This is a genomic window from Halorubrum sp. CBA1229, assembly GCF_003721435.2.
GTDB lineage: Archaea > Halobacteriota > Halobacteria > Halobacteriales > Haloferacaceae > Halorubrum.
The window spans coordinates 2,768,959-2,790,299 of record NZ_CP054585.1 but is presented as its reverse complement, the minus strand read 5'-3'; the positions used below and the strand labels follow the sequence as shown (position 1 = coordinate 2,790,299).

22 protein-coding genes are annotated in these 21,341 nt (G+C 69.8%); 7 read left to right on the top strand and 15 right to left on the bottom strand.

Annotation, left to right across the window (positions count from 1 at the left end; genetic code table 11):
• Window position 1 precedes the first annotated feature (1 nt).
• From Hrr1229_RS14085 to Hrr1229_RS14075, 3 genes are all read left to right on the top strand, one after another.
• Window positions 2-970 (top strand): aldo/keto reductase, encoded by a 969-nt coding sequence (locus Hrr1229_RS14085; RefSeq protein ID WP_123112312.1) that lies wholly within the window; start codon window positions 2-4, stop codon window positions 968-970.
• Window positions 971-1,086: 116 nt separating this feature from the next.
• Entirely contained in the window at window positions 1,087-1,809 is a 723-nt protein-coding gene (locus Hrr1229_RS14080) for a hypothetical protein (RefSeq protein WP_176329417.1), read from the top strand.
• Window positions 1,810-1,879: 70 nt separating this feature from the next.
• Entirely contained in the window at window positions 1,880-3,802 is a 1,923-nt protein-coding gene (locus Hrr1229_RS14075; RefSeq protein ID WP_123112313.1) for a DEAD/DEAH box helicase family protein, read from the top strand.
• A 117-nt stretch (window positions 3,803-3,919) separates the two neighbouring features.
• On the opposite strand, the gene Hrr1229_RS14070 is transcribed toward Hrr1229_RS14075, so the two are convergent.
• The 3 genes from Hrr1229_RS14070 to Hrr1229_RS14060 form a co-directional block, all read right to left on the bottom strand.
• Window positions 3,920-4,474, bottom strand: coding sequence for an adenylate kinase (locus tag Hrr1229_RS14070; RefSeq protein WP_123112314.1), 555 nt, complete (start codon window positions 4,472-4,474; stop codon window positions 3,920-3,922).
• Complete coding sequence (locus tag Hrr1229_RS14065; RefSeq protein WP_255212515.1) at window positions 4,474-4,698, bottom strand: hypothetical protein; 225 nt, start codon at window positions 4,696-4,698, stop codon at window positions 4,474-4,476. Before Hrr1229_RS14065 ends, Hrr1229_RS14070 begins: the two co-directional genes overlap by 1 nt.
• Window positions 4,699-4,925: 227 nt before the next feature.
• Complete coding sequence (locus Hrr1229_RS14060; protein WP_123112316.1) at window positions 4,926-5,690, bottom strand: sugar phosphate isomerase/epimerase; 765 nt, start codon at window positions 5,688-5,690, stop codon at window positions 4,926-4,928.
• 130 nt (window positions 5,691-5,820) lie between these two features.
• Between Hrr1229_RS14060 and Hrr1229_RS14055 the strand changes: the two genes are divergently transcribed.
• The 3 genes from Hrr1229_RS14055 (at window position 5,821) to Hrr1229_RS14045 (ending at window position 10,043) form a co-directional block, all read left to right on the top strand.
• Window positions 5,821-7,572, top strand: coding sequence for a thiamine pyrophosphate-binding protein (locus tag Hrr1229_RS14055; RefSeq protein ID WP_123112317.1), 1,752 nt, complete (start codon window positions 5,821-5,823; stop codon window positions 7,570-7,572).
• Window positions 7,573-7,650: 78 nt separating this feature from the next.
• Window positions 7,651-8,721, top strand: a complete 1,071-nt coding sequence (locus Hrr1229_RS14050; RefSeq protein WP_123112318.1) for a Gfo/Idh/MocA family oxidoreductase — start codon at window positions 7,651-7,653, stop codon at window positions 8,719-8,721.
• Window positions 8,722-8,822: 101 nt separating this feature from the next.
• A complete protein-coding gene (locus Hrr1229_RS14045) occupies window positions 8,823-10,043 on the top strand; it encodes a DUF418 domain-containing protein (RefSeq protein ID WP_123112319.1) in 1,221 nt (406 codons plus the stop codon).
• A gap of 511 nt (window positions 10,044-10,554) precedes the next feature.
• On the opposite strand, the gene Hrr1229_RS14040 is transcribed toward Hrr1229_RS14045, so the two are convergent.
• The 6 genes from Hrr1229_RS14040 to Hrr1229_RS14015 all read right to left on the bottom strand — a co-directional run bounded on the left by Hrr1229_RS14040 (window position 10,555) and on the right by Hrr1229_RS14015 (window position 14,028).
• Window positions 10,555-11,274, bottom strand: coding sequence for a fumarylacetoacetate hydrolase family protein (locus Hrr1229_RS14040; protein WP_123112320.1), 720 nt, complete (start codon window positions 11,272-11,274; stop codon window positions 10,555-10,557).
• A gap of 83 nt (window positions 11,275-11,357) precedes the next feature.
• Window positions 11,358-11,792 carry a hypothetical protein gene (locus Hrr1229_RS14035; RefSeq protein ID WP_123112321.1) on the bottom strand — a complete coding sequence of 145 codons (435 nt, stop codon included), beginning with the start codon at window positions 11,790-11,792 and terminating at the stop codon, window positions 11,358-11,360.
• Window positions 11,792-12,160, bottom strand: a complete 369-nt coding sequence (locus Hrr1229_RS14030; protein ID WP_123112322.1) for a hypothetical protein — start codon at window positions 12,158-12,160, stop codon at window positions 11,792-11,794. Before Hrr1229_RS14030 ends, Hrr1229_RS14035 begins: the two co-directional genes overlap by 1 nt.
• Window positions 12,157-12,438 (bottom strand): ubiquitin-like small modifier protein 1, encoded by a 282-nt coding sequence (locus Hrr1229_RS14025; protein ID WP_123112323.1) that lies wholly within the window; start codon window positions 12,436-12,438, stop codon window positions 12,157-12,159. Before Hrr1229_RS14025 ends, Hrr1229_RS14030 begins: the two co-directional genes overlap by 4 nt.
• 97 nt (window positions 12,439-12,535) lie before the next feature.
• Window positions 12,536-12,919: a hypothetical protein gene (locus Hrr1229_RS14020; protein ID WP_123112324.1), complete on the bottom strand. Its 384-nt coding sequence runs from the start codon at window positions 12,917-12,919 to the stop codon at window positions 12,536-12,538.
• 110 nt (window positions 12,920-13,029) lie between these two features.
• Window positions 13,030-14,028, bottom strand: a complete 999-nt coding sequence (locus tag Hrr1229_RS14015; RefSeq protein WP_123112325.1) for a phosphate uptake regulator PhoU — start codon at window positions 14,026-14,028, stop codon at window positions 13,030-13,032.
• A gap of 249 nt (window positions 14,029-14,277) precedes the next feature.
• On the opposite strand from Hrr1229_RS14015, the gene Hrr1229_RS14010 reads away from it, so the two are divergent.
• Window positions 14,278-14,682: a MaoC/PaaZ C-terminal domain-containing protein gene (locus Hrr1229_RS14010; protein WP_123112326.1), complete on the top strand. Its 405-nt coding sequence runs from the start codon at window positions 14,278-14,280 to the stop codon at window positions 14,680-14,682.
• Window positions 14,683-14,745: 63 nt separating this feature from the next.
• Here Hrr1229_RS14010 and Hrr1229_RS14005 read toward each other — a convergent pair whose 3' ends face one another.
• From Hrr1229_RS14005 to Hrr1229_RS13980, 6 genes are all read right to left on the bottom strand, one after another.
• The gene (locus Hrr1229_RS14005; RefSeq protein ID WP_123112327.1) at window positions 14,746-15,765 is read right to left on the bottom strand and encodes a 3-oxoacyl-ACP synthase; all 1,020 of its coding nucleotides are present in this window, start codon (window positions 15,763-15,765) and stop codon (window positions 14,746-14,748) included.
• Window positions 15,762-16,991 (bottom strand): branched-chain amino acid ABC transporter permease, encoded by a 1,230-nt coding sequence (locus tag Hrr1229_RS14000; protein WP_123112328.1) that lies wholly within the window; start codon window positions 16,989-16,991, stop codon window positions 15,762-15,764. The genes Hrr1229_RS14005 and Hrr1229_RS14000 overlap by 4 nt, the downstream gene beginning before the upstream one ends.
• A gap of 133 nt (window positions 16,992-17,124) precedes the next feature.
• Window positions 17,125-18,159 (bottom strand): branched-chain amino acid ABC transporter permease, encoded by a 1,035-nt coding sequence (locus Hrr1229_RS13995; protein WP_123112329.1) that lies wholly within the window; start codon window positions 18,157-18,159, stop codon window positions 17,125-17,127.
• Entirely contained in the window at window positions 18,156-18,854 is a 699-nt protein-coding gene (locus Hrr1229_RS13990) for an ABC transporter ATP-binding protein (RefSeq protein ID WP_123112330.1), read from the bottom strand. The genes Hrr1229_RS13995 and Hrr1229_RS13990 overlap by 4 nt, the downstream gene beginning before the upstream one ends.
• The gene (locus Hrr1229_RS13985; protein WP_123112331.1) at window positions 18,851-19,783 is read right to left on the bottom strand and encodes an ABC transporter ATP-binding protein; all 933 of its coding nucleotides are present in this window, start codon (window positions 19,781-19,783) and stop codon (window positions 18,851-18,853) included. The genes Hrr1229_RS13990 and Hrr1229_RS13985 overlap by 4 nt, the downstream gene beginning before the upstream one ends.
• The gene (locus Hrr1229_RS13980; RefSeq protein ID WP_123112332.1) at window positions 19,783-21,213 is read right to left on the bottom strand and encodes an ABC transporter substrate-binding protein; all 1,431 of its coding nucleotides are present in this window, start codon (window positions 21,211-21,213) and stop codon (window positions 19,783-19,785) included. Before Hrr1229_RS13980 ends, Hrr1229_RS13985 begins: the two co-directional genes overlap by 1 nt.
• Window positions 21,214-21,341: the final 128 nt, after the last annotated feature.

Here is a 21,341-nt window from a genome sequence, read left to right as displayed (position 1 = left end):
TATGGAATACACGACGCTGGGAGACACCGGGACGAGCGTCAGCGAGCTCGCGCTCGGCTGCATGAGCTTCGGGAGCGGGCACGAGTGGATGCTCGACGAGGACGAGGGCCGCGAGCTCATCGAGCGCGCCGTCGAGCTCGGGATCACGTTCTTCGACACCGCAAACGTCTACTCGAACGGAGAGAGCGAGGAGATCCTCGGCGACGTGCTCGCCGAGTACGACCGCGACCGGTTCGTCGTCGCCACCAAGGTGTACGGCGAGATGGACGAGTCGAACCCGAACTCGGGCGGGCTCTCGCGGAAGGCGATCGAACAGGAGCTGCAGCACAGCCTCGACCGGCTCGGCATGGACACAGTCGACCTGTACCAGATCCATCGCTGGGACGACGACACGCCGATCGAGGAGACGCTGGCGACGCTCGACGACGCCGTCCGCCGCGGTCAGGTCAGATACGTCGGCGCCTCCTCGATGTGGGCGCACCAGTTCGCGGAGGCGCTCCACGCGAGCGAGCGCGAGGGGTACGAGCGGTTCGTCACGATGCAGAACCTCTACAACCTCGCGTACCGCGAGGAGGAGCGCGAAATGGTTCCGCTGTGCGAGAAGAAGAACGTCGGGATGATCCCGTGGAGCCCGGTCGGCGCCGGCTACCTCGCGCGCCCCTACGAGCAGGACGACGCCACGTCCCGCGGGGAACACGAAACGGAACTCGGGCGCCCGTACCGCGAGGGCGGCGGCGAGGAGGTCAACCGCCGGATCGAGGAGCTGGCCGACGAGAAGGGCGTGCGGATGGCCCAGATCGCGCTCCGCTGGGTGGCCGGCAAAGACGTCGTCGACGCGCCGATCGTGGGCACGTCGAGCGTCGAGCACCTGGAGGACGCCGTTGAGGCGCTCGACGTGACGCTCACGGAGTCGGACGTGGAGTGGCTGGAGGAGCCGTACGAGCCGGTCCGTGTCTCCGGGCACGAGTAGCTCGCGCCCGGAGCGCAACCCGCGGCGAACGCCCGCCGATCGTCCGACGCCGATCCGCGGACCGCACCCCTGTGTCGCCGTAACACACTTAAGAGCACACTCTGTACGAACACTCAGTGGCATCCCGACAGGGCGGGCCGGGGGACGGCGAGTCGCCCCGTCCCGGATCGACGACGGAGCGTCGGACCGCGTCCACGACCGCGCCGGCGGGGTCTCGCCGGCGGGCGGCGAGGTCGGATTCCCTCCCCTTCGACCCGGAGACAGGCGACTCGCGGCGCCGGAACTCCGCTTCGGACCGACGGTCCTCGGTCGCGCGAACCGCGGAGGACCCGCCGATCCGCGACCCGGGGCTCTACGCGCTCACCGATCACTTCCGCGACCGGCTCGAACAGCCCGGTCGCTACGTCTCGACCCGCACCGTGAGCGACGCGATCCGGCGCGGACAGCTCCGGTGGAACCGGACCGACGGCTGGCGGTTCGCCCTCGTCGAGGGCGGGATCCGGTTCGTCGTCGTCGTCGGCGACACGGAGACGAACTCCCCCGTCGTCGTCACCGGCTGGACCGAGGTGGCCGACCGCGAGGCGGCCCTCGACGCCCGCCGATGGGACCCCGTCGACGTCGACACCATCGCCGTGCGAGCGGCGCTCAGCGAGTCGTCCTCGACGCCGATCCCGGACCGGATCCGCCCCCGGACCGTGACTCGCCCGTTCGTCGTCGGCGACCACCGCCTGAAGACCGAACCCGGCGAGCCGTACGTCCGCTGTGCCGACTGCGGCTGCCGGTTCCGGTCGAAGGACGCGATCACCTCCCGCGGCTGTCACGGGCGCTCCGGTCGCTGACAGCCGGGCCGTACCACCCCTCCCGCCCGCGGACGCTACCCCTTTCAGCGTCGCGCCCGAATCGGTTCTAATGACCGACGAGCCCGGCGCGTCCGGCGAAGCAGACGGCTCCGGCGCCGAGGACGACGCAACGGCCGACACCGACCTCTCGCTGGACCGTTTCCACGAGGCGCTCGAAGCCGAAGAGCGACCGATCGCGACGGCCAGCGAGGTCGCTCGCCGGCTCGGCACGACGCAGTCGGCCGCCCGCGACGCGCTGGCCGCGCTCGTCGACCGCGGCGACGTGGACCGGCTCGACGTCGAGAGCGACCCGGTCGTCTTCTACCCGACCGACTGGGGCCGACTGGCGACCCGCGAGCGCGTCGTCGCGTTCCCGAACCGCCGCGAGATCGTCGTCGACCGCCCGACGCAGTACACCCGGGCACGGCTCTCGCAGTTCGCGCACCTCGTCGACACCACCGGGACGGAGCCCGGCACCCGCGGGTACCTCTACCGGATCCGTCAGGAGGACGTGTGGGCCGCGCCGTTCGACGACGCCGACGCCCTCATCGCGAGCCTCCGGTCGGTGCTCCCGTGCCGGTACGAGCACCTCGAGGAGTGGATCCGAGACCAGTGGCGCCGCGCGCACCGCTTTCGCCTCTACACGCACGAGGACGACTACGTCGTCCTGGCGGCCGCCGCCGAGAGCCTGATGGGCAACGTCGCGGACCAGCACCTCGACGACGACCACCTCCGGGCGCCCATCTCGGAGACGGAGGCCTGGGTGAACGAGGAGGCCGTCGCCGAGGTCAAGCGCGCCCTCTACGACGCGGGCTACCCGGTCGAGGACGACCGCGACCTCGACGTGGGCGACCCGGTCGACGTCGACCTCACGACCGACCTCCGACCCTACCAGGAGACGTGGGTGGAGACGTTCCTCGAGCGCCGCTCCGGGGTGTACGTCGGTCCGCCGGGCTCCGGGAAGACCGTCGCCGCCATCGCGACCATCGCGGCGGTCGGCGGCGAGACCCTCATCCTGGTCCCCTCCCGCGAGCTCGCCGGGCAGTGGCGCGAGGAACTGCTCGAACACTCCACGATAGACCCCGCCGACGTCGGACTGTACCACGGCGGGCAGAAGGAGATCCGGCCGATCACGATCGCGACCTACCAGATCGCCGGGATGGACCGCCACCGCAGCCTGTTCGACTCGCGAAAGTGGGGACTGATCTGCTTCGACGAGGCCCATCACGTCAGTGCCCCGGTCTACTCCCGGACGGCCGAGCTCCAGAGCAAACACCGGCTCGGGCTCTCGGCCACGCCGGTCCGCGAGACCGGCAGCGAGGAGGAGATCTACACCCTGATCGGCCAGCCGATCGGCGCCGACTGGGACGAGCTGTTCGAGGCCGGCTTCGTCCAGGAGCCGGAGGTCGAGATCCGCTACGTCCCGTGGCGCGACGAGCTGGCGCAGAACGAGTACGCCAGCGCCGACGGCCGCGAGCGACGCCGGCTCGCCGCCGAGAACCCCGCGAAGATCGAGGAGATCCGGTACCTGCTGGCCGCTCACCGCGACAAGAAGGCGCTCGTCTTCATCGAGTTCCTCGACCAGGGCGAGGCGATCGCGGACGCGCTCGGCGTCCCGTTTATAAGCGGCGAGACGCCCCATCACGAGCGCGCGGAGCTGTTCCGGCGGTTCCGCGAGGACGGAGGGAGCGACGACGGCGAGGAAGCGGGACCCGGTTCGGACGTAGACGACCTCGACACCCTCGTCGTCTCCCGCGTCGGCGACGAGGGCATCGACCTCCCGAACGCCGAGGTCGCGGTCGTCGCCAGCGGGCTCGGCGGCTCCCGCCGGCAGGGCTCCCAGCGCGCGGGCCGGACGATGCGCCCCGCCGGCTCAGCGCTCGTCTACGTGCTCGCGACGCGCGGCTCCAGCGAAGAGGAGTTCGCGCAGCGGCAGATGCGACACCTCGCGCGCAAGGGCGTGCGAGTGCGGGAGACGAACGTCGCGGAGTAGCGGTCGCCGACGTCGCGGAATCGCGGTTGTCGACGTCGCAGAGTAGCGGTCGCCGACGTCGCGGAGTCGTCTACGGTCGGTCCGGTCCCGCGAGGAGGACCGACCGGAGTCACCCGGTCACAACGTCTCGGCCATGCGCTCGGCGGCCTCTTGGATATCGCCCTCGTTTTCGATGAACCGAACGGGCGCGTTCTGGTCGCGCGCGTACTGGAGCGCGGCGGACCGGTTGAGGTCCTGCTCGAAGGAGATCTTGCGCTCGGTGGCCGCCCGCGTTTCGCGGTCGCTTTCCCGTCGGCGTTCGAGAATCGTCTCCGGCTCCGCCTCCACGAGGACGAACGCGGTCGGCGAAACGTCGTGGAGCACTTCGACTGGCAGCCCCTGGATGTACCCGGCCGACGTTTCGACCGCCAGGTGCGTCGAGAGGAGAATGTCCGCGGTTTCCGCCTCTTCGGCGACGAACTCCCCCGCGCGACGCTGGAGGCGGCGCGTCTGCGTTTGAGAGAGCTCACCGAGTTCTTTCCGTTCGGTCGTGATCCCGCTCGTCGCGGCCTGTTCGAGCATCACGTCTCCGAAGTTAATCAGCCTGTACTCCTCTCCGAGTCCGCGCCGAACCGCCTGACAGACGCTGGAGAGCCCGACACCGGTGACTCCCGACACCAGCGTGACCGCCATCAGAAGCTCACCTCGCTCTCGTCGTCGGCCTGCTGCGGCATCCCGCCGCGGTCGTCGTAGTACCGGCGTCCGATGAACTGCGCTCCGACCCGCGTCATCAACGTGTCGTAGAGGTCGTCGGCCGACGCGAACTCCTCCACCTCGGACCGCTCGATGACCGTCCGGATCGTCGTGGCCTCCCCGTCCGGAGGTGAGAGCTCCGTGCTCCCCACCGTCTCTAGCACCGTATCCCGTGACGCCGGAAACTGGAGTTTCCGTGCGAACAGATCGCGTGTCTCTGGTAAACGCATACAAGACATATGACACTGAGTAGTAAAGTAGCTACGTGTGTGGTCCCGGCCAGCGGAAGACCCCTCGGGCGGTTCTCCCCCGTCTCTCACGCTTTCAGGTGCGAGGGCGGGCGGAGCGCGGTCTGACCCTGTCGAGCCCATCGATCCCGGGATCATCGCGCTCAGCGCAGCGCCCTTCGGAGCGCGTCAGCCCCCTGCTCGATCGACGCGATCGGGTCCGAGGGGTCGTCGTGCTCGTAGACGAGCCACTCCGCGTCGGCGTTCCGCGCGCTCGCGACGACCGCGTCGAGGTCCACGTCGCCGTCGCCGAGCCCGACCGATTCGCCGCGGGCGACGTCGACGTCCGCGGCGTGAACGTGCGTGATCCGGTCGGCGTGGTCGTCGATCAGCGCTGCGGGGTCCGCACCGCCGGCGAGTGCCCAGCCGACGTCGACCTCGAAGCCGACGGAACCGTGGGTTCGGTCGATCAGCCGTTCGAACGCGGGAGCGCCGTCGAGAGTCGCGAACTCCTGATCGTGGTTGTGGTACGCGAACCGGATCCCCTCGGCGTCGAGCGCGGACGCGAGGTCGTCTAGCCGCGCCGCGGCCGCGTCGATCGCGGCGGCGCTCTCGAAGTGCTCCGGGTCGAGCCAGGGGACGACGAGGGTGTCGACGCCGAGTCGATCGTACAGGTCGAGCGTCTCTTCGAACTCCCCTTCCAGCCACTCGGCCGGAACGTCCTCCAACGCCTCGATCGGGACGTGCGCGGACGCGGCGTCGAGCCCGTTCCGATCGAGGGCGGCGAGCACGTCCCCGACCGGCGACTCGCGCGCCCGATAGGCGAACTCGACCCCGTCGTAGCCGGCCTCCCCCACGCGGTCGAGAAGGTCCGGAAGCGGCGCGTCGAGCGATCGAAGCGAGTACAACTGAACCGCGATCTCGACCATGTCCCCACTCACTCGGCCAGCGACGTATCCGTTCGGATCACTCGCCGTCGCGTCGATACTGACCCCCACGCCGGCGCCCCGTATTCCGCCTCGCCGAAGGTTTCAACATCCGCTCCGTCGACCTCGAAGTATGGTCACCGACGAGTCCCCGTCCGGCGACGATCCATCGTCCGGCGACGAGCCCTCGACCGGTACGGAGCCGGGCGCGGGCGAGGCGCCGACCGTCGCCGAGGCGGTCGTCGACCGCATGCTCGCCCGCGGGATCGACGTCGCCTTCGGGATCCCCGGGAAGCAGACGCTCCCGCTCAACCAGGCGCTCGCGGACCGGGACGCGGGGTTCGTCGTCGCGCGTCACGAGACGGCGGTCACCCACCAGGCGTGGGGGTACGCCGAGACGAGCGAGCCCGGGGCGATGGCGGCCACGGTGGTCGTCCCCGGGCCGGGAGATATGAACGCGATGAACGGGCTGAAGAACGCCCTGAACGACTGCGTCCCCCTCCTCCACCTCGCCGTCGAGACCGAACGGGAGGTCCGCGGCGGCGACGGGATCCACGAGACGCCGCCAGAGACGTACGACACGGTCGTCAAGGAGAACGTCCTCGTCGACTCACCCGCGGGCGCGGTTCCCGCGGTCGCCGACGCGATCCGCGTCGCCCGCGAGCATCCGCAAGGCCCGGTCCGCGTCGGGATCCCGAAGGACGTCCTCGCGAGCCGGACGCCCCAGCCGTCGGTCGGCGAGCGCTCGCCGAGCGCGCCGCCGGCGCCCCCCGACGACGCCGTCGACCGCGCCGCGGAACGCCTCGTCGACGCCGACGTCCCGGTAATCATCGCGGGCGGAGGCGTGCGACGCGCCGGCGCGAGCGACGCGCTCCGATCGGTCGCGGCGGCGCTCGACGCCCCGGTCGTGACCACGTATAAAGGAAAGGGGGTGTTCCCGGAGACGCACCCGCTCTCCGCCGGGGTCCTCTGCGGGGGGTCGAGCACGGCGCTCCGGGAGCTGCTCGCCGCAGCCGACATCGGGCTCGTCGTCGGATCCGACCTCGACGCGGTCGCGACCGCCTCGTGGTCCGTGTCGATGCCGGACCGGCTCGTCCACGTCACCCTCGACGGCGACGACGTTGGATTCGGCTACGAGACCGAGCTCGGGATCGTCGCCGACGCGGACCGGTTCCTCCGGGCGCTCGATGACCGGCTCGACGGGGGAGATCCGGCATCACCGGCACTCCGAGGCGCCGACCGCGCCGAGGCGGTCAGATCCGCCGACGAGGAGCGGTTCGCGGCGCTCGCGAGCGACCGCGATTCCGCCGACCCACTCCGATCCGTCGAAGTCCTCCGCGAGGTTCGCGAGGCGCTTCCCGAGGAGACGGTCGTCACGGCCGACGCCGGCGGCTTCCGGCTCTGGACGCTCGTCTCCTTCGCGGCGGCGGGCCCCCGCTCGTACGTCAACCCCGGCTCGTGGGCGACGATGGGGACCGGCCTGCCGTCGGCGATCGGCGCGAAGCTCGCGAACCCCGGCCGCGACGTGGTCGCGCTCACCGGCGACGGCGGGCTCATGATGTGCGTCCACGAGCTGCACACGCTCGCCGCGGAGGGGATCGACGTCACGGTCGTCGCGCTCAACAACGACGACTACGCGATCATCAGCGAGGAGGCGTCGCGGTCGTACGGCTTCTCCGAGGGCGCGTACGGCTGGGCGGACGCGGGGCTCGACCTCGTGCGCGTCGCGTCCGGGATGGGCGTCCCCGCGGAGCGCGTGACCGACCGAGACGCGGTCGGCGACGCGGTGGACGCCGCCCGGCGCCGCGACGGGCCCGCGCTCGTCGAGGTCGTCACGGACCCAGGGGAACCGCAGGCGAGCGAGTGGATGACGCGGGATCGGTGACGAGGAGGCGCTTCGGGGCGATATCGCCTCTACGAATCGGAGCGTGAACCTTAACAACATTCGTTGTGAATCCCGTCCATGACTCACGCGAACGACGTCGCCGTCGGCATCGTCGGGCTCGGCGGCATCGGCACCCACCACGCGACGAAGCTGAGCGAACGCGGCGCGAACCTCGTCGGCGGCATGGACATCGACGCCGACGCTCGACGGCGGTTCCACGAGGAGTTCGGCGTCCACGCCTACGAGAGCGAGGCGGACCTCTACGAGGAGTGCGACGCGGTCCTGATCACGACGCCGAACCGGTTCCACGAGGAGTACGCGACCTCGGCGCTCGAGGCCGGCCTCGACGTGCTCCTGGAGAAGCCGCTCGCGCACACCGTCGAGAGCGCGGAGCGTATCGCCGCGGCCGCCCGCGAGGCCGAGGGGTTCTGTATGGTCGGGTTCAACAACCGGTTCGCGGAGCCGGTGCAGGTGATCAAGGGGTACCAGAACGAGGGGCGGTTCGGCGAGACGACCCACGTCGAGGCGAACTACGTCCGGCGCCGCGGGGTCCCCGGCCGCGGCTCGTGGTTCACCTCGAACGAGGTCGCCGGCGGCGGCGCGCTCATCGATATCGGCGTCCACGCCATCGACCTGGCGCTGTACTTCCTCGACCACCCGGAGGTCGTCGAGGTGTCGGGCCAGACCCGCTCCGAGTTCGGGAACCGCGACGACTACTCGTTCGTCCACATGTGGGGCGACGACAACGGCGCCGACGGGTTCGACGTGGAGGACTCCGCGTCGGCGTTCATTCGCGACGAAAACGGCAACACGGTGTCGCTGGAGGTCGCGTGGGCGACGAACCGCCCGACGAACGACGAGTTCGTGATCCGGGGGACCGAGGCGGGCGCGACGTTCGATCGCGGCAGCGACGAGCTCACGATCCACGAGGCGAGATCCTTCGACGACGACCAGCACCACTTCTCCGACGCCGAGGTCGAGACCCGCGAGGGCGACAGCCACGCCGCCGAGCAATCGACCTTCCTCGAAGCGGTCGCGGCGGGCGAGGCGCCCGCGATCAACACGGTCGACGAGGCGCTCTCCGTCCAGCGCGTCATCGACGCGATCTACCGGTCCTCGGAGCGCGGCGAGGCCGTCAGGCTGGACTGAGCGGGTCGTCGGCCGGTCCGTCACACGAGTCAGTTCGTCGCGTCGGCCGCTCCCGCTATCCGAACCTATTCGGTCCTGCAGTCCCTCCTCGGAGCCAACTCGTGACACGCGACGCCGGTCCGACGCCCCCCTCCGAACGCATCGTCAGCCTCGACGCGCTCAGAGGCTTCGCCCTCCTCGGAATCTTGCTCATCAACGTCTGGGTGTTCGCGATGCCGGAGGCGAGCCTGTTGAACCCCACCGTCTACGCGGACGCCGCCGCCTACGGCGACTTCACGGGCGCGAACTACTGGGCGTGGTTCGCCGGCCACGTGTTCGCGCAGTCGAAGCTCATCACGCTGTTCTCGGCGCTGTTCGGCGCCGGGGTCCTGCTGTTCGTCGACAGCAAAGAGGAGAAGGGCCAGGACGCGGTCCGGCTCCACTACCGGCGGACCGCGGCCCTCATCGCGATCGGGCTCATGCACGCGTACCTGCTGTGGTACGGCGACATCCTCGTCGCCTACGGGTTCACGGGGCTGTTCCTGATCTCGCTCCGCGACCTGGACGCGACGCGGCTCGCGGCGCTCGGCGGGATCTTCCTCCTGTTCGTCCCCGCCACGGAGCTGTTCGCCGCGGTCAGCATCGGCGGCGACGCGATCGCGTCCCAGTGGGCGCCGAGCGAGGCCGCGTTGCGTCAGGAGGTGGCGACCTATCGGAGCGGCTGGCTGGCGCAGATGGACCACCGCGTCTCCGCCTCGTTCCAGCGGCAGACGACCGGCTTCATCGGCTCCAGCTTCTGGCGGATCGGCGGCGTGATGCTCCTCGGGATGGCGCTGTACCGCTGGGGCGTGCTGACCGGCGAGCGCTCGGCGGGGTTTTATAAACGACTCGTCGCCGGCGGGGTCGTCGGCGTCGCGATCGTCGTCGCCGGCGTCGCCTACATCGAGGCCAACGACTGGAGCGCGGGCGCCGCGCTGTACTGGCGGCAGTTCAACTACGTCGGGAGCCTCCTCGTCGCCGGCGGCTACCTCGGGCTCGTCATGCTGTACGCGAAGCGGCGCCCGGAGGGGCCGGTGACGAGGACCTTCGCCGCCGTCGGTCGGACCGCCTTCACGAACTACCTGCTCCAGACCGTGCTCGCGACCTCGATCTTCTACGGCCACGGCCTCGGCCTGTTCGGCTCCGTGACCCGCGTCGAGCAGTACGGGATCGTCCTCGCGATCTGGGTCGTGCAGGTGGTGCTGTCGGTGGCGTGGCTCAAGCGCTATCGGTTCGGCCCCGTCGAGTGGGTCTGGCGGACCCTGACGTACGGCGAACGGCAGCCCATGAGAAATCCGGACTAATCAGATTCCCGGGCTGTACTCCAGCGGCTCACTTATAAATAATCGATACTGGATCGACAGCGAACACGTCCAAAGCCCCAGCCGTGAGGCGGGCGCACGTTCGCTGTCGTTCGAAAGGCGCTCTGCGCCTTTCGTGATGTCGTCAGAATCCATCGGATTCTGACTGCTAGCCGGAAATCAGAGATTTTCGGCGATGACGAAACGGCGAAGCCGTTTCGAACCACGCGCTTCGGTCGCTCACTTCGTTCGCTCCCTGCAGTGCTTACGTCGTCATCAGAACGCTCCGCGTTCTGATTGGCTCACGAGAGCAAAGCTCTCGTGAACGCCTGCGCCCGCCTCACGCCTGCTCCTTTGAGTCCCGCCCCGCACAGCACCTCACGCCTCCCCAGCCTCGTCGGACCGGCGCGGCTGCGCCGGTCCGACTCCCTCGTGCGGTCTGCTCGCGCCCTTCGGCGCGCGAGCAGGCGCACGCCAACCGCGTCTTTTTAAATGGGTTCCTCGAACTTCGCACCTACTCCCTGTCGACGACTCGGTTCGAGAGCGTCCCGACGCCCTCGTAGGTGATCTCGACGCGCTCGCCGGGCTCGACGAGCCCGGGGTTCGCCGGGCTGCCGAAGGCGACGCAGTCGCCGGGCTCGAACGTGAACCGCTCGGAGAGGTACGAGACGATCTCGTGGGGCCCGAACAGCATCAGCTCGGTGTTGGCGTCCTGGCGCTGTTCCCCGCCGACCGTCGTCGAGATGTCGAGGTTCGTCGGGTCGACGTCCGTCTCGATCCACGGCCCGAGGGGCGCGGAGCCGTCGAACGCCTTCCGCGCGGTCCGGCCCTGCTGGTCGAGTGCGTCGACGTCGTTCATGATCGTGTAGCCGCGGACGACCTCCAGGACGTCCTCGGGGTCGAGGTCGCGGCAGCGCTCGTCGATGACGGCGACGAGCTCGCCGGCGTACGTCAGCTCGTCGGTCCAGTCGGGGTACGCGATCGGCTCGCCGTGCGCGAGCAGGCTCGCCGGCGGCTTGATGAAGAAGTCCGGCTCCTCCGGGCGCTCGTACGCCATCTGGTCGAGCGTCTCGACGTAGTTCCGCCCGACGCAGTAGAGCGCGCTCGGGTCGCAGGGCGGGAGGAGCCGCCCGTCGCGGCCGACCTCGTAGCGGCCGTCGTCCGCGACGATTGTCCCGTCCTCGTAGCGTCCGAAGACCGGCCCGTCCGGCGTGAGCAGGCGTGCGAGTCGCATGGCGGCACGTCCACGCGGGGGCGTCGAAAAGGCGTCGGTCGCGGTCGATCGTTCTCAGTCGTCGCGGACGCGGTCGGTCGCAGTCAGTCCTCGGCGCGCTCGCCCGAAGTCCCGATCACGACGCCCGACCGGATCTCCAGCGCGGTCTCGAACTCCTCGCGCGACGTCCGGCCCGACCCCGCGCGTTCGACCGCCGTCTCGTGGGCGCGGGCGACCGCGTCGCGCTCCCGGTTCGAGAGCCCCAACCGCTCCGCGATCCCCTCCCAGTGGTCGGGCTCGACGAGGAACGTCTCGCGGTCCGGCTCGGCGGCGATGCGCTCGTACCGCCGGCGGTAGTCGTCGATCCGTGGCCCGAGATCCGCCTGCACGCGGGCGAGGAGGGCGGGGAGCCGCTCGGCGGGGACGCTCGCGAGTGCGGCGGTCTTCACGAGGGCGGGCCCGCCGATCGGGTAGTCGCCCGGCCCGTCGCCGTCGGGGGCGTCTCGACCCGCGCCGTCGGTCTCCTCGTCCCCGCCCATCAGCCGCCGGCCCGCATCGCCTTCTGCCGGTACTTCGGGAGGAGCTCCGCCAGCGCCTCCGGATCCCCGACGAACTCCGCGGTCACCTCGGTGAGCGTGATTGCGGCCGCGGCCGTGACCGTCTCGGCGCTGAGCGCGACGCGCCACCCGTCACCGTCCACGCGGGTCGCCTCCGCCGGGTCGTCCGTGCCGACGAGCTCGCCGCCGAGGTTGACGAGGTAGTGGGCCGCGAGCCGCCGCGAGATCCCGCGGTACGCGACCGTCTCGTGCTCCCAGCCCTCCTCCGCCGGAGGGAGGCCGTCGTCGGAGTCGGCGCCGTCGCTTCCGTCGCCGTCGTCCCCGTCGTTCGCCCCGCCGTCGACGGTCATGCGCCGCCGGCCACCGGCGGGAACACCGAGAGTCGGTCCCCGTCCTCCAGCGCCGTCTCCAGCCCGTCGAGGTGGAGCACTTCGCGGCCGTTCTTCAGCACGTTGATCTGGGGGGCGAGATCGCCGTCGACGATCAGGCGGCCGGCCATCTCCTCGTACTCGTCTTCCAGCTCCCGCAACACGTCGCCGACGCTCGATCCGTCGGCGAACTCCGCCTCGACGGTCTTCCCGCCGGCGGCCTCGCGAAACGTCGCGAAGAACCGCAGTTCCAGTTCCATACCCGGTTATCGGAGCCCCGCGGCTTAAAAACGGGCGGCTGCGGGGATCCCTGCGAGGCGATCGACCGAGTCGGCCGCAACACGAAGCGGCGGACCCCTACAGGTCGGAGAGCCGGATGCCGTCCTCGACGAGCCGGAAGTTGCGCTCGCGGCCCAGCTCGTCGCCGAGCCACTCGTGTTCGTACAGCTGTCCGATCAGCTCCACGTAGAGGTTCCGCCACGCGATGGCGTAGATCGGCGACTGGCCCCACGCGCGCAGCTCGGGGACGTACTCGTGGTACGTGCTCGCCTGCGCCTCCATGCGCTCGACCGCGTCGGCGACGACCTCGGCCGCCTCCGCTGGTTCGGCCCCTTCGATCTCCTCGTTGATCCGCGACTGGATCCCGGCGATGGCGCGCCGCATGTCCTGCTCCGCGGTGCCGTCCTCCTCGGGCAGCGACTCGACGACCCCTCGCGGCACGCCGAGTTCGATCTCTGGCATGCCGAAGGCTCCGGCGGCGACGCTCAAAAAACCCGCTCACCCGGCGATCCGCTCGGTGTCGGAGGGTCGGCGCTGCCGCTCCCTCGATCGCGTTTTTCCGCCGTCGGCGCTCACGGCGTCGGCGCCGCCTTCTGAAGGGCCGTCTCGGCGATGTTGCCGCCGTAGTCGGCCGACCGGAGCACGGAGTCGACGACGAGCCCGAGCAGCTGTGCTCGCGCGGGGTCCAGGTCCCGGAGCAACTCGTCGATCGCGCGGACGCGCTCGTCTATCGCCCTGACGCCGGTGCGGGCCTCGTTCGCGAGACGGGTAGCCTCGTCGCTGTCGTCGGCGAACAGGGCGTCCATCGCGGTGTCGATCACCTCGACGGCGTCGCCGTGGAGCTCGCTGACCGCGTCGACGACCTCGTCGGGGAGCGGCTCCTCGATGTTGAGCGTCAGGTGGCCGATCTTCGTCGCGTGGTCGCCGATCCGCTCCAGCTGGCGGGCGCTGGAGTGGTAGTCGAAGCACTCCTCGCGCGGGAGCCCGAGCTCCTCGGCCGCCTTCGGCGTGCGCAGCGTCGCCCGGAAGATTCGGGAGACGACGAGCCACAGCCGGTCGAGGTCGTCGTCGCGACCGATCACGTCGCGCGCGAGGTCGTGGTCGCGCTCGGAGAGCGCGGCGATCGCGTCCTCCAGCATCGACAGCGAGATCAGCCGCATCCGGGTGACGGCGTTGTGGATCGACAGCTCCGAGGAGTCGAGCAGGTCCCGGATGACGACCCGGTCGCGGGTCTCCTCTAACACCTCCAGCCCGACGAGGCTCTGGACGGCCTCGCGGACCGCGGAGCGCTGCTCCGTGGTGATCTCGGTGCCCGCCAGTTCGATCACGTCGAACCCGCTGACGTACATCGTCGTCACCGCGCGCGTGAGCGCCTGCCCGGCGAGGTCGCTGATGTCGAGCGTCCCGCGCGTGCGCTCCTCCTCCGACCGCGGCGTGAGGAACAGCGAGTCGCCGTCGGGGAAGAACTCGATTTCGGTGCCGGCCTCCACGTCGTTGTCGGTCGCCCACGTCTTCGGGATCGAGACCGTATACGTCGAACCGCCGGTGACCTGCACCTTCCTCGTTTCCATGCATCGGGATAACACACGTTATCCCTTAAATCTATCCAAAATATATACTCCTCTTTTGCCCGGTATAGGCCACATTAAACGGTGTTTATGTGGCGTACACGATGCGTAACGGAGGGGAACAAAGAGATACCTGGTATCCAAAACCCAATTTATATAGTAATATATATCTCTCGTGACGTCGGTCGCGCGTCCTCGGACGTTCGAGGGTGAACCCCGGGATTGAGGCGTCCGGACGCGGATCGAAAACGTATGCCAGTCGCGAGCGTCGGCGAGACGGCGTCCCACGAGGTACAGGTCACGGCGGAAGCGATCGACGCGTTCGCCGAGCTCTCCGGCGACGAGAACCCGATCCACCTCGACGACGCGTACGCCGCGGAGACGATGTTCGGCGGACGCGTCGCGCACGGAATGCTGTCGGCCGCCGCGGTCTCGGCGGCGCTCGCGTCGCTCCCGGGCGATATCATCTACCTCGAACAGGAGCTCACCTTCGACGCCCCCGTCCGCCCGGGCGAGGCGGTCCGGGCCGCGGTCGAGGTGGTCGAGGACCTCGGCGGCGACCGGCTCCGAGTGCGGACGGAGGCGTTCGTCGACGCGCGCGACGAGCGCGTCCTCGACGGCGAGGCGACCGTCCTCTCGCTGGCGCACGAGGAATAGCGGCGAAAGGAGTGACCGCGAAGGGAGTGACGCGGCTACCGCGTCGCTCACTTATAAATCAGCTCACCCGTGCCAGCGAAGCACCGTCGCCGCCCACGTGTACCCGGTGCCCGCGGCGAGGAAGCAGACGAGGTCGCCGGCGGCGAGCCGACCGTCGGCGATCCCCTCCTCGACGGCGAGCGCCTGATCGACGCTCTGGACGTGACCGTACTCGTCGAGGTAGTACCCGTGCCGCTCGGGGTCGAGCCCGAGCTCCGCCAACACGCGGTCGTGGAACGACCGCTTCATGTGCGTGAGCGCGACGAAGTCGAGGTCGCCGCGGTCGAATCCCGAGCGCGACAGCGCCTCATCGGCGACCGACAGGAACGCCGGCAGCGAGACCGGGCCGAGCCGTTCTTTCATTCCGTCCGGGTCGGGGACCTGAAGCGTGTGGAGCCCCTCACGCACCGTCGCCTCGCTCGGGGGGCGCTTCGACCCGCCCGCCGGCATCACCACGTCGTCGGCGAAGGAGCCGTCGGTCTCGGCCGCGCTCTCGTGGACCGTCGCGCGGGCCCGGTCGCCGGGGTCGGACTCGACGACGAACGCGCTCGCGCCGCTCCCGAAGTTGAACATGAACGACGCGTCCTCGTCCCTGTAGTCGACGAGGTCCTCCTCGCGGCTCGCCGAAACGAGCAGCGCGGTGTCGGCCTCCTCGACCGCGAGCTGGGCCCTCGCCTGTCGGAGCGCGATCGGCGCGCCCGCACAGAGCGTGTAGCTTTCGGTGGCGTAGGCGTTCTCGGCGCCGAGCGCCTCGCAGATCGCGGCCGCGGCCGACCACACGACGTGGTCTTTGAACTCCGAGCCGTGATATAAGAGGAGGTCGACGTCACCCGGGTCGACGTCGGCGTCCGCGAGCGCCTCGCGGGCCGCCGTCTCGGCCATGTCCGTCGCGTGGTCGCCGTCGGGCGGGCAGACGTGTTTCTCCGTCACGCCCATCTTCTCGACGACCACTTCTTCGGGAATCCCGCTGATTTCGGCGATCTCCGCGCCGGCGATCGTATCGGGCGGGACGTACGTCCCGAGCCCGGTGACTCCGACCGTCATCGGCGGTACCTCCGCAGTCGCTCCGGCAGCCGCTTACCGACGGTCCCGCCGAGGCGGTCGCGCACGGTCCCGAGGATCCCGTTCGGGACGAACAGCACGAACAGCACGAAGACGATCCCGAGGTACAGCGGCGCTCGTCCCGCGAGCGCTGTGTTGACGAACAGCTCGACGCTGAGCCCGGCGATCTCGGTCTCGAGGACGGCCGCCGGGACGCCCTCGCGGATGTACGTGGCGAGCCCGCCGCTCTCCGTGGAGAGCACGTCCTCCAGCCACTGGTGGAACGCCGTCCCGTACAGCGGTCCGGCCAGCGTGCCGAACCCGCCGATGATGGTTGTGATCAGCGCGTCGGCCGTGACGAGGAAGAAGTACGAGTTGTCCGGCGACACCGACCGGGAGTACGCGGCGAAGATCCCGCCGGCGACGGCGCCGAAGAAGCCGCTGATCGCGAACGCGGCCAGCTTGAACCGGTAGGTCGGGTAGCCGACCGCGCGGGCGCGCTCCTCGTTCTCGCGGATCGCGACCATCACCCGCCCGAACGGGGAGTGGAGGATCCGCTGCATCGCGAAGTACGAGACCAGGACGACGGCGCCGAGCGCGTAGTAGGAGACGACCGTCGCGGAGACGTCGATCCCCAGCCCGAGCAGATTCTCGATGCTCTCGCCGGTGAGTCGACCGACCCGGAGGCTCAGCGCGTCCACGTACGGTACCCCGATCGCGAGCCCGTCGCCGCTTATCGTCGCTCCCTCCTGGGGGTTCGAGGAGACGTACCCCCACGACCGGATCAGCTCGTAGATCACCTGCGCGAACCCGAGCGTGATCATCGCGAAGTAGACGCCGGTGAGCCGGAACGAGACGGAGCCGATGACCACCGCCAACAGCGCGGCGAGCAGCGCGCCGAGCAGCAGCGTGATCATGAACGGCGTCCCGCCCGGGATCCCGGGGATCTGCCCGTTGGCCGCGAGCACGACGAAGTACGCCCCGGTGCCGTAGAACGCGGCGTGGCCGAAGGAGAGGTAGCCGGTGTAGCCGCTGACGAAGTCGAAGCTCATCGCGAACAGCCCCATGTACAACACGGCGATCATGAACGTGATCCCGGGGAGGAACGCCGCCGTCTCGGCCGCCAGCGGCGACGATTCCAGCGCTCCGTTGACCGGCGGATACAGGAAGAAGACGAGGACGACGGCGGCGTGGACCGCGTGGTCCCGGAGGTAGTCGGCGAGCGTCACGGCGCGGTCGTCGCCGCTGATTTCCGCGTCGTCGCGCCCGGCGTCGGTCCCTTCATCGTCTCGCCCGGCGTCGGTCCCCGCATCGTCTCGCCCGGCGTCGTTCCCCGCGTCGTCGGCGGGGGAGGCGGGGTCGCTAATGGCCCCCCACCTCCTCGACGCCGTAGAGCCCCTGTGGCCGGACGATCAGCATGCCGACCAGAAGCAGGAAGATGGTCACCTCGGAGAGGCCCGAGAAGGTGACGGCGCCGGTCGTGAACAGCCACGTCGTCACCGAGTCCGCGATCCCGACGATCCCGGCGGCGACGACGGTCCCGCGGAAGCTCCCGAGCCCGCCGATGATCACGACGACGAACGCGTACAGCAGCACGTCGACGCTCAACAGGACGCTCGGGCCCCAGATCGGGTCCCACATCAGCAGGACCCCGCCGACCGCGGCGAGCCCCGTCCCGACGCCGAAGACGACGGTGAACGCCCGGCGGACGTCGATCCCGAGCGCCTGCACCATCTCCGTGTCCTCGCTGCCGGCCCGGATGTACAGCCCGTACAGCGTGCGAGTGAGGAACAGCCAGACGGCGACCAGGACGACGCCGCCGATCAGGACCTCGAACAGGTAGAGCCGCCGCACCGCGATCCCGAGGAAGTCGGTGCGCCCCAACAGCACGTCCGGAGTGGTTCCCATCGGCGCCTGCCACTGCGGGTCCGGCTGGATCCCCCGCAGCGTCAACACGATCCGGGCGATCTCCTCGATGATCAGGGAGACGCCGAACGTGAGCAGGATCTGGTAGGTCGGCGTCCGGTCGTAGATCGGACGGATCAGCTTCAGCTCGATGACGCTGCCCGCCGCGGTGGTGACGGCGAAGACGATCGCCATCGCGGCGAAGAAGACGCCGATCGTCGCGAGCGTCCCCGTCCCGGAGCCGACGACCAGAACGAGCACGAGTCCACCGAGGTACGCGCCGACCATCGTGACGGCGCCGTGCGCGAAGTTGAGCACGCCCATCAGTCCGAAGACGAGGGTGAGCCCCACCGCGATGGTGAAGTAGACGGCCGCCTTGCCGAGCCCCTCGACGAGGACGCCGATCGCCGTCCGGAGCCCGTCGACGGCGCCGCCCGTCGCGAGCAGCGGGGCCGGGTCCGCGACGCCGAGGGAGAGCGCGGTCGCGCTCATGCGGTGAGGTACCTCCGGACCCGCTCGTCGTCGCTGGTGACGCCCTCGGTATCTCCTTCCTCGACGACGACGCCGTGGTCGACGAGGTAGAACCGGTCTGCGAGGTCCATCGCGAGCCGGAAGTTCTGCTCGACGAGCACCATGGTCGTGTCCGCGGAGGCCGCCCGGAGCGCCTCGACCACGTCGCTCACGATCTGCGGGGCGAGCCCCTCGCTGGGCTCGTCGACGAGCAGCAGGTCGTTGTCGCCCAACATCCCCCGGGCGATCGCGAGCATCTGCTGTTGGCCGCCGCTGAGGTCGCCGGCCTCCTTGTCGGCGAACCGCTCCAAGGCCGGGAACAGGTCGTACGCCTCCCCCAGTCGAGCGTCCGGGTCGGCGGCCGCGTGGGCGGCGACGCGGAGGTTCTCGGCGACCGTCAGGTGTGCGAACACCCGCCGGTCTTCCGGCACCCACCCCATCCCCCGTGCGGCGATCTCGTGGGGCTCGAGATCGGTGACGTCCTCGCCCTTGAACCGAACCGTCCCGCGCCGCGGCGGGGTCAGCCCGAGCGCGGTCCGCAGCGTCGTCGTCTTTCCGACCCCGTTACGGCCGACGAGCGCGACGATCTCGTCGTCCTCGACGGACAGATCGAGTCCCTGCAGGATGTGGCTCTCGCCGTAGTACGTGTGGACGCCGTCGAGTTCCAACATGCTCACCGGGCGTCACCCCCGCGGTTCGGAGTCGGCGACGACGCGAGCCTCCGAGCGGCCGACGGACCGATCCGTCGTCCCCCGTCCGTCGCCGCCGTGGAGCCGTCGCCGTCGGGCGAGGCGTCCGTGCCCGTCTCCGTCGCGTCGCCCTCGCGGCCGTAGCCGCCGAGGTACGCCTCGCGGACCGCCGGGTCGTTGCGGACCGACTCCGGGGGACCGTCAGCGATGAGCTCGCCGCGGTGTAACACCGCGACACGGTCCGAGATGCCCATCACCACGTCCATATTGTGTTCGATCAGCATCACCGAGTGATCGGCGGCGACGTCCTCGATCAGCGCGACCACGTCGTCGACGCCCTCGCTGGAGACGCCGGCCGTGGGCTCGTCCAGCAGCAGGAGATCGGGGTCGCCAGCGAGCGCGACGCCCACCTCCAAGCTTCGCTTCTCGCCGTGGCTGAGGTTCTTCGCGACGGTCTCGCCCTCGCCCGCGAGCCCGATCCGATCGAGGATCCGGCGAGCCTCCGCGTAGTGCTCGTCGAACCCCTTGACGTTGCGCCAGAGCTTCCACGCGTCGGCGCCTCGCGCCGCCTGCGCCGCGATCCGGACGTTCTCCAGCACCGTGAGCGTCGGGAAGAGGTTCGTGATCTGGTACGACCGGTGGATGCCGGCGAGCGCCGTCTCGTGGGGCGGGGCGTCCGTGATGTCCCGGACGCCGCTTTCGTCGGCCCCGCCGTCTCCTCCCTCGCTCGACGCGAACCGGATCGCGCCGTCGGACGGCTCCAACACCCCGGTGAGGAGGTTAAAGAACGTCGTCTTCCCGGCGCCGTTCGGCCCGATGAGCGAGCAGAGCTCGCCGGCCTCCAGCGCGAAATCGACCTCGTTGACGGCCGTGATCCCGCCGAACCGCTTCGTCAGCCCGTCGGTTTCGAGCAGCATCACAGCGAGCAGCCGGCGTCCTCCTCGGGGACCATCACGTCCTCGGCGTCGAGGCGTTCGAGGGGCTCGCCGGGCATGATCGGCGCGTCCCACGTGTCGGCGTACTCGTCGCTGGTGGGCACCGGCCAGGCGACGGTCATCTGGGAGGCGGCCTGGTTGTTGTGTTCCTGGAACGTGTAGCCGTCGGCGCCCTTCGGCGTGTCGGCGACCGTCATGCCGCGCAGCGCCTCCGCGATGTCGGCGCCGTCGGTGGACCCGGACTCCGTGACGGCCTGCGAGAGCGCCGAGGCGGCCGTGAACGTCCCGGAGCTGAACAGGTCGGGGACGATGTCGTACGCGTCGACGTGCATCTCCCGGAACTCCTCGTTGATCGGGTTCTCGTACTGGTTCCAGTGGTACCGGCTGGTGAACGGCCCCAGTCCCGCGTCCCGGATGTCCTGCTCGGTGAAGTCCTCGCCGAGCGCCGACTCGATGGTGCCGCCGATGAGCTTGGTCGTGAGCAGCGCGGCGAAGCCGCCGAACACCTGCACGTCGAAGGAGATCGCAGAGGTGAGGAACTGCGGCAGCGTCGACGCGGTGAACCCGCCGACGACGCCCGTCGCGCCGTCGGAGACGGCATCCTCGAAGAGCCCGTCGAACTCGGAGTAGCCGACCTCGACGAACCGCGGTTCCAGCACCTCGACCCCTTGGCTCTCCAAGACCGCGGCGTAGTTTTCCGCGACGCTCTGCCCGAACGCGTTGTCGGACGCGAAGACCGCGACCGTGTCGATGTCGAAGTTCTCCGCGACGTACGTCCCGCCCGCCCGGGCGTCCATCGCCGTGTGCTCGCTCGCGCGGAACGCCAGCGGGTGACAGAATTCGTCGCTCACCGTGATCCCCGCGTCGGCCGCGGGGCCGATCAGATACGGCACATCGGTCTCGTCGACGACGGTGTCGATGAGCCGCCGCGCGCTGTCCGAAGACGTCCCCCCGAAGAGGATGTCGACGTCCTCGTCGAGTACGAGGTTCGTCGCGACGTTCTGGGCGGTGTCGGGACTGAACCCGGTGTCCTCGACGATGATCTCGTACGTCGGACCCCCGTCGGCCTCCACGGTGTAGGTGCCGGGCGTGAGCTCCGAGACCGGGTCCACGTCGTGTTTGTACGCCAGCCCGGAGTAGAACCCCATGAGGCTGATCTGCCCGTAGTACTGGAGGTCGCCGGAGGTGGGCTGGAGCGCCCCGATCCGGACCGTCTCCCCGGAGAGGTTGCCGCCGTCGCTCCCGCCGGAGCCGTCGCTCCCGTCATCGCCGGAACTCCCGTCGGAGCCGTCACTCCCGTCGGACCCGTCGCCGCCGTTTCCGCTACAGCCGGCGAGGCCGGCGAGGCCGACCCCTCCGACCGCCGCGCCAGTTCGTCGAAGATACGATCGCCGTGTGGTCACGTCTCGCATACCTATATCGGTGTGACCACACCCGCAAAAGGGGACGAGTTAAGATGTTAACAAGCGGCGCGAAAACGCGGAAAATCCCCCGAAACACGGGGTTCGGACGACGAACATCCGATTCGCCGATCGCTCCT

What these genes read in the sequence shown, in the direction of transcription:
- Hrr1229_RS14085 (WP_123112312.1), top strand. Translation starts at nt 2, where the DNA reads ATGGAATACACGACGCTGGGAGACACCGGGACGAGCGTCAGCGAGCTC.
- Hrr1229_RS14075 (WP_123112313.1), top strand. Translation starts at nt 1,880, where the DNA reads ATGACCGACGAGCCCGGCGCGTCCGGCGAAGCAGACGGCTCCGGCGCC.
- Hrr1229_RS14070 (WP_123112314.1), bottom strand. Translation starts at nt 4,474, where the DNA reads ATGGCGGTCACGCTGGTGTCGGGAGTCACCGGTGTCGGGCTCTCCAGC.
- Hrr1229_RS14060 (WP_123112316.1), bottom strand. Translation starts at nt 5,690, where the DNA reads ATGGTCGAGATCGCGGTTCAGTTGTACTCGCTTCGATCGCTCGACGCG.
- Hrr1229_RS14055 (WP_123112317.1), top strand. Translation starts at nt 5,821, where the DNA reads ATGGTCACCGACGAGTCCCCGTCCGGCGACGATCCATCGTCCGGCGAC.
- Hrr1229_RS14050 (WP_123112318.1), top strand. Translation starts at nt 7,651, where the DNA reads ATGACTCACGCGAACGACGTCGCCGTCGGCATCGTCGGGCTCGGCGGC.
- Hrr1229_RS14040 (WP_123112320.1), bottom strand. Translation starts at nt 11,274, where the DNA reads ATGCGACTCGCACGCCTGCTCACGCCGGACGGGCCGGTCTTCGGACGC.
- Hrr1229_RS14035 (WP_123112321.1), bottom strand. Translation starts at nt 11,792, where the DNA reads ATGGGCGGGGACGAGGAGACCGACGGCGCGGGTCGAGACGCCCCCGAC.
- Hrr1229_RS14030 (WP_123112322.1), bottom strand. Translation starts at nt 12,160, where the DNA reads ATGACCGTCGACGGCGGGGCGAACGACGGGGACGACGGCGACGGAAGC.
- Hrr1229_RS14025 (WP_123112323.1), bottom strand. Translation starts at nt 12,438, where the DNA reads ATGGAACTGGAACTGCGGTTCTTCGCGACGTTTCGCGAGGCCGCCGGC.
- Hrr1229_RS14020 (WP_123112324.1), bottom strand. Translation starts at nt 12,919, where the DNA reads ATGCCAGAGATCGAACTCGGCGTGCCGCGAGGGGTCGTCGAGTCGCTG.
- Hrr1229_RS14015 (WP_123112325.1), bottom strand. Translation starts at nt 14,028, where the DNA reads ATGGAAACGAGGAAGGTGCAGGTCACCGGCGGTTCGACGTATACGGTC.
- Hrr1229_RS14010 (WP_123112326.1), top strand. Translation starts at nt 14,278, where the DNA reads ATGCCAGTCGCGAGCGTCGGCGAGACGGCGTCCCACGAGGTACAGGTC.
- Hrr1229_RS14005 (WP_123112327.1), bottom strand. Translation starts at nt 15,765, where the DNA reads ATGACGGTCGGAGTCACCGGGCTCGGGACGTACGTCCCGCCCGATACG.
- Hrr1229_RS13995 (WP_123112329.1), bottom strand. Translation starts at nt 18,159, where the DNA reads ATGAGCGCGACCGCGCTCTCCCTCGGCGTCGCGGACCCGGCCCCGCTG.
- Hrr1229_RS13985 (WP_123112331.1), bottom strand. Translation starts at nt 19,783, where the DNA reads ATGCTGCTCGAAACCGACGGGCTGACGAAGCGGTTCGGCGGGATCACG.
- Hrr1229_RS13980 (WP_123112332.1), bottom strand. Translation starts at nt 21,213, where the DNA reads ATGCGAGACGTGACCACACGGCGATCGTATCTTCGACGAACTGGCGCG.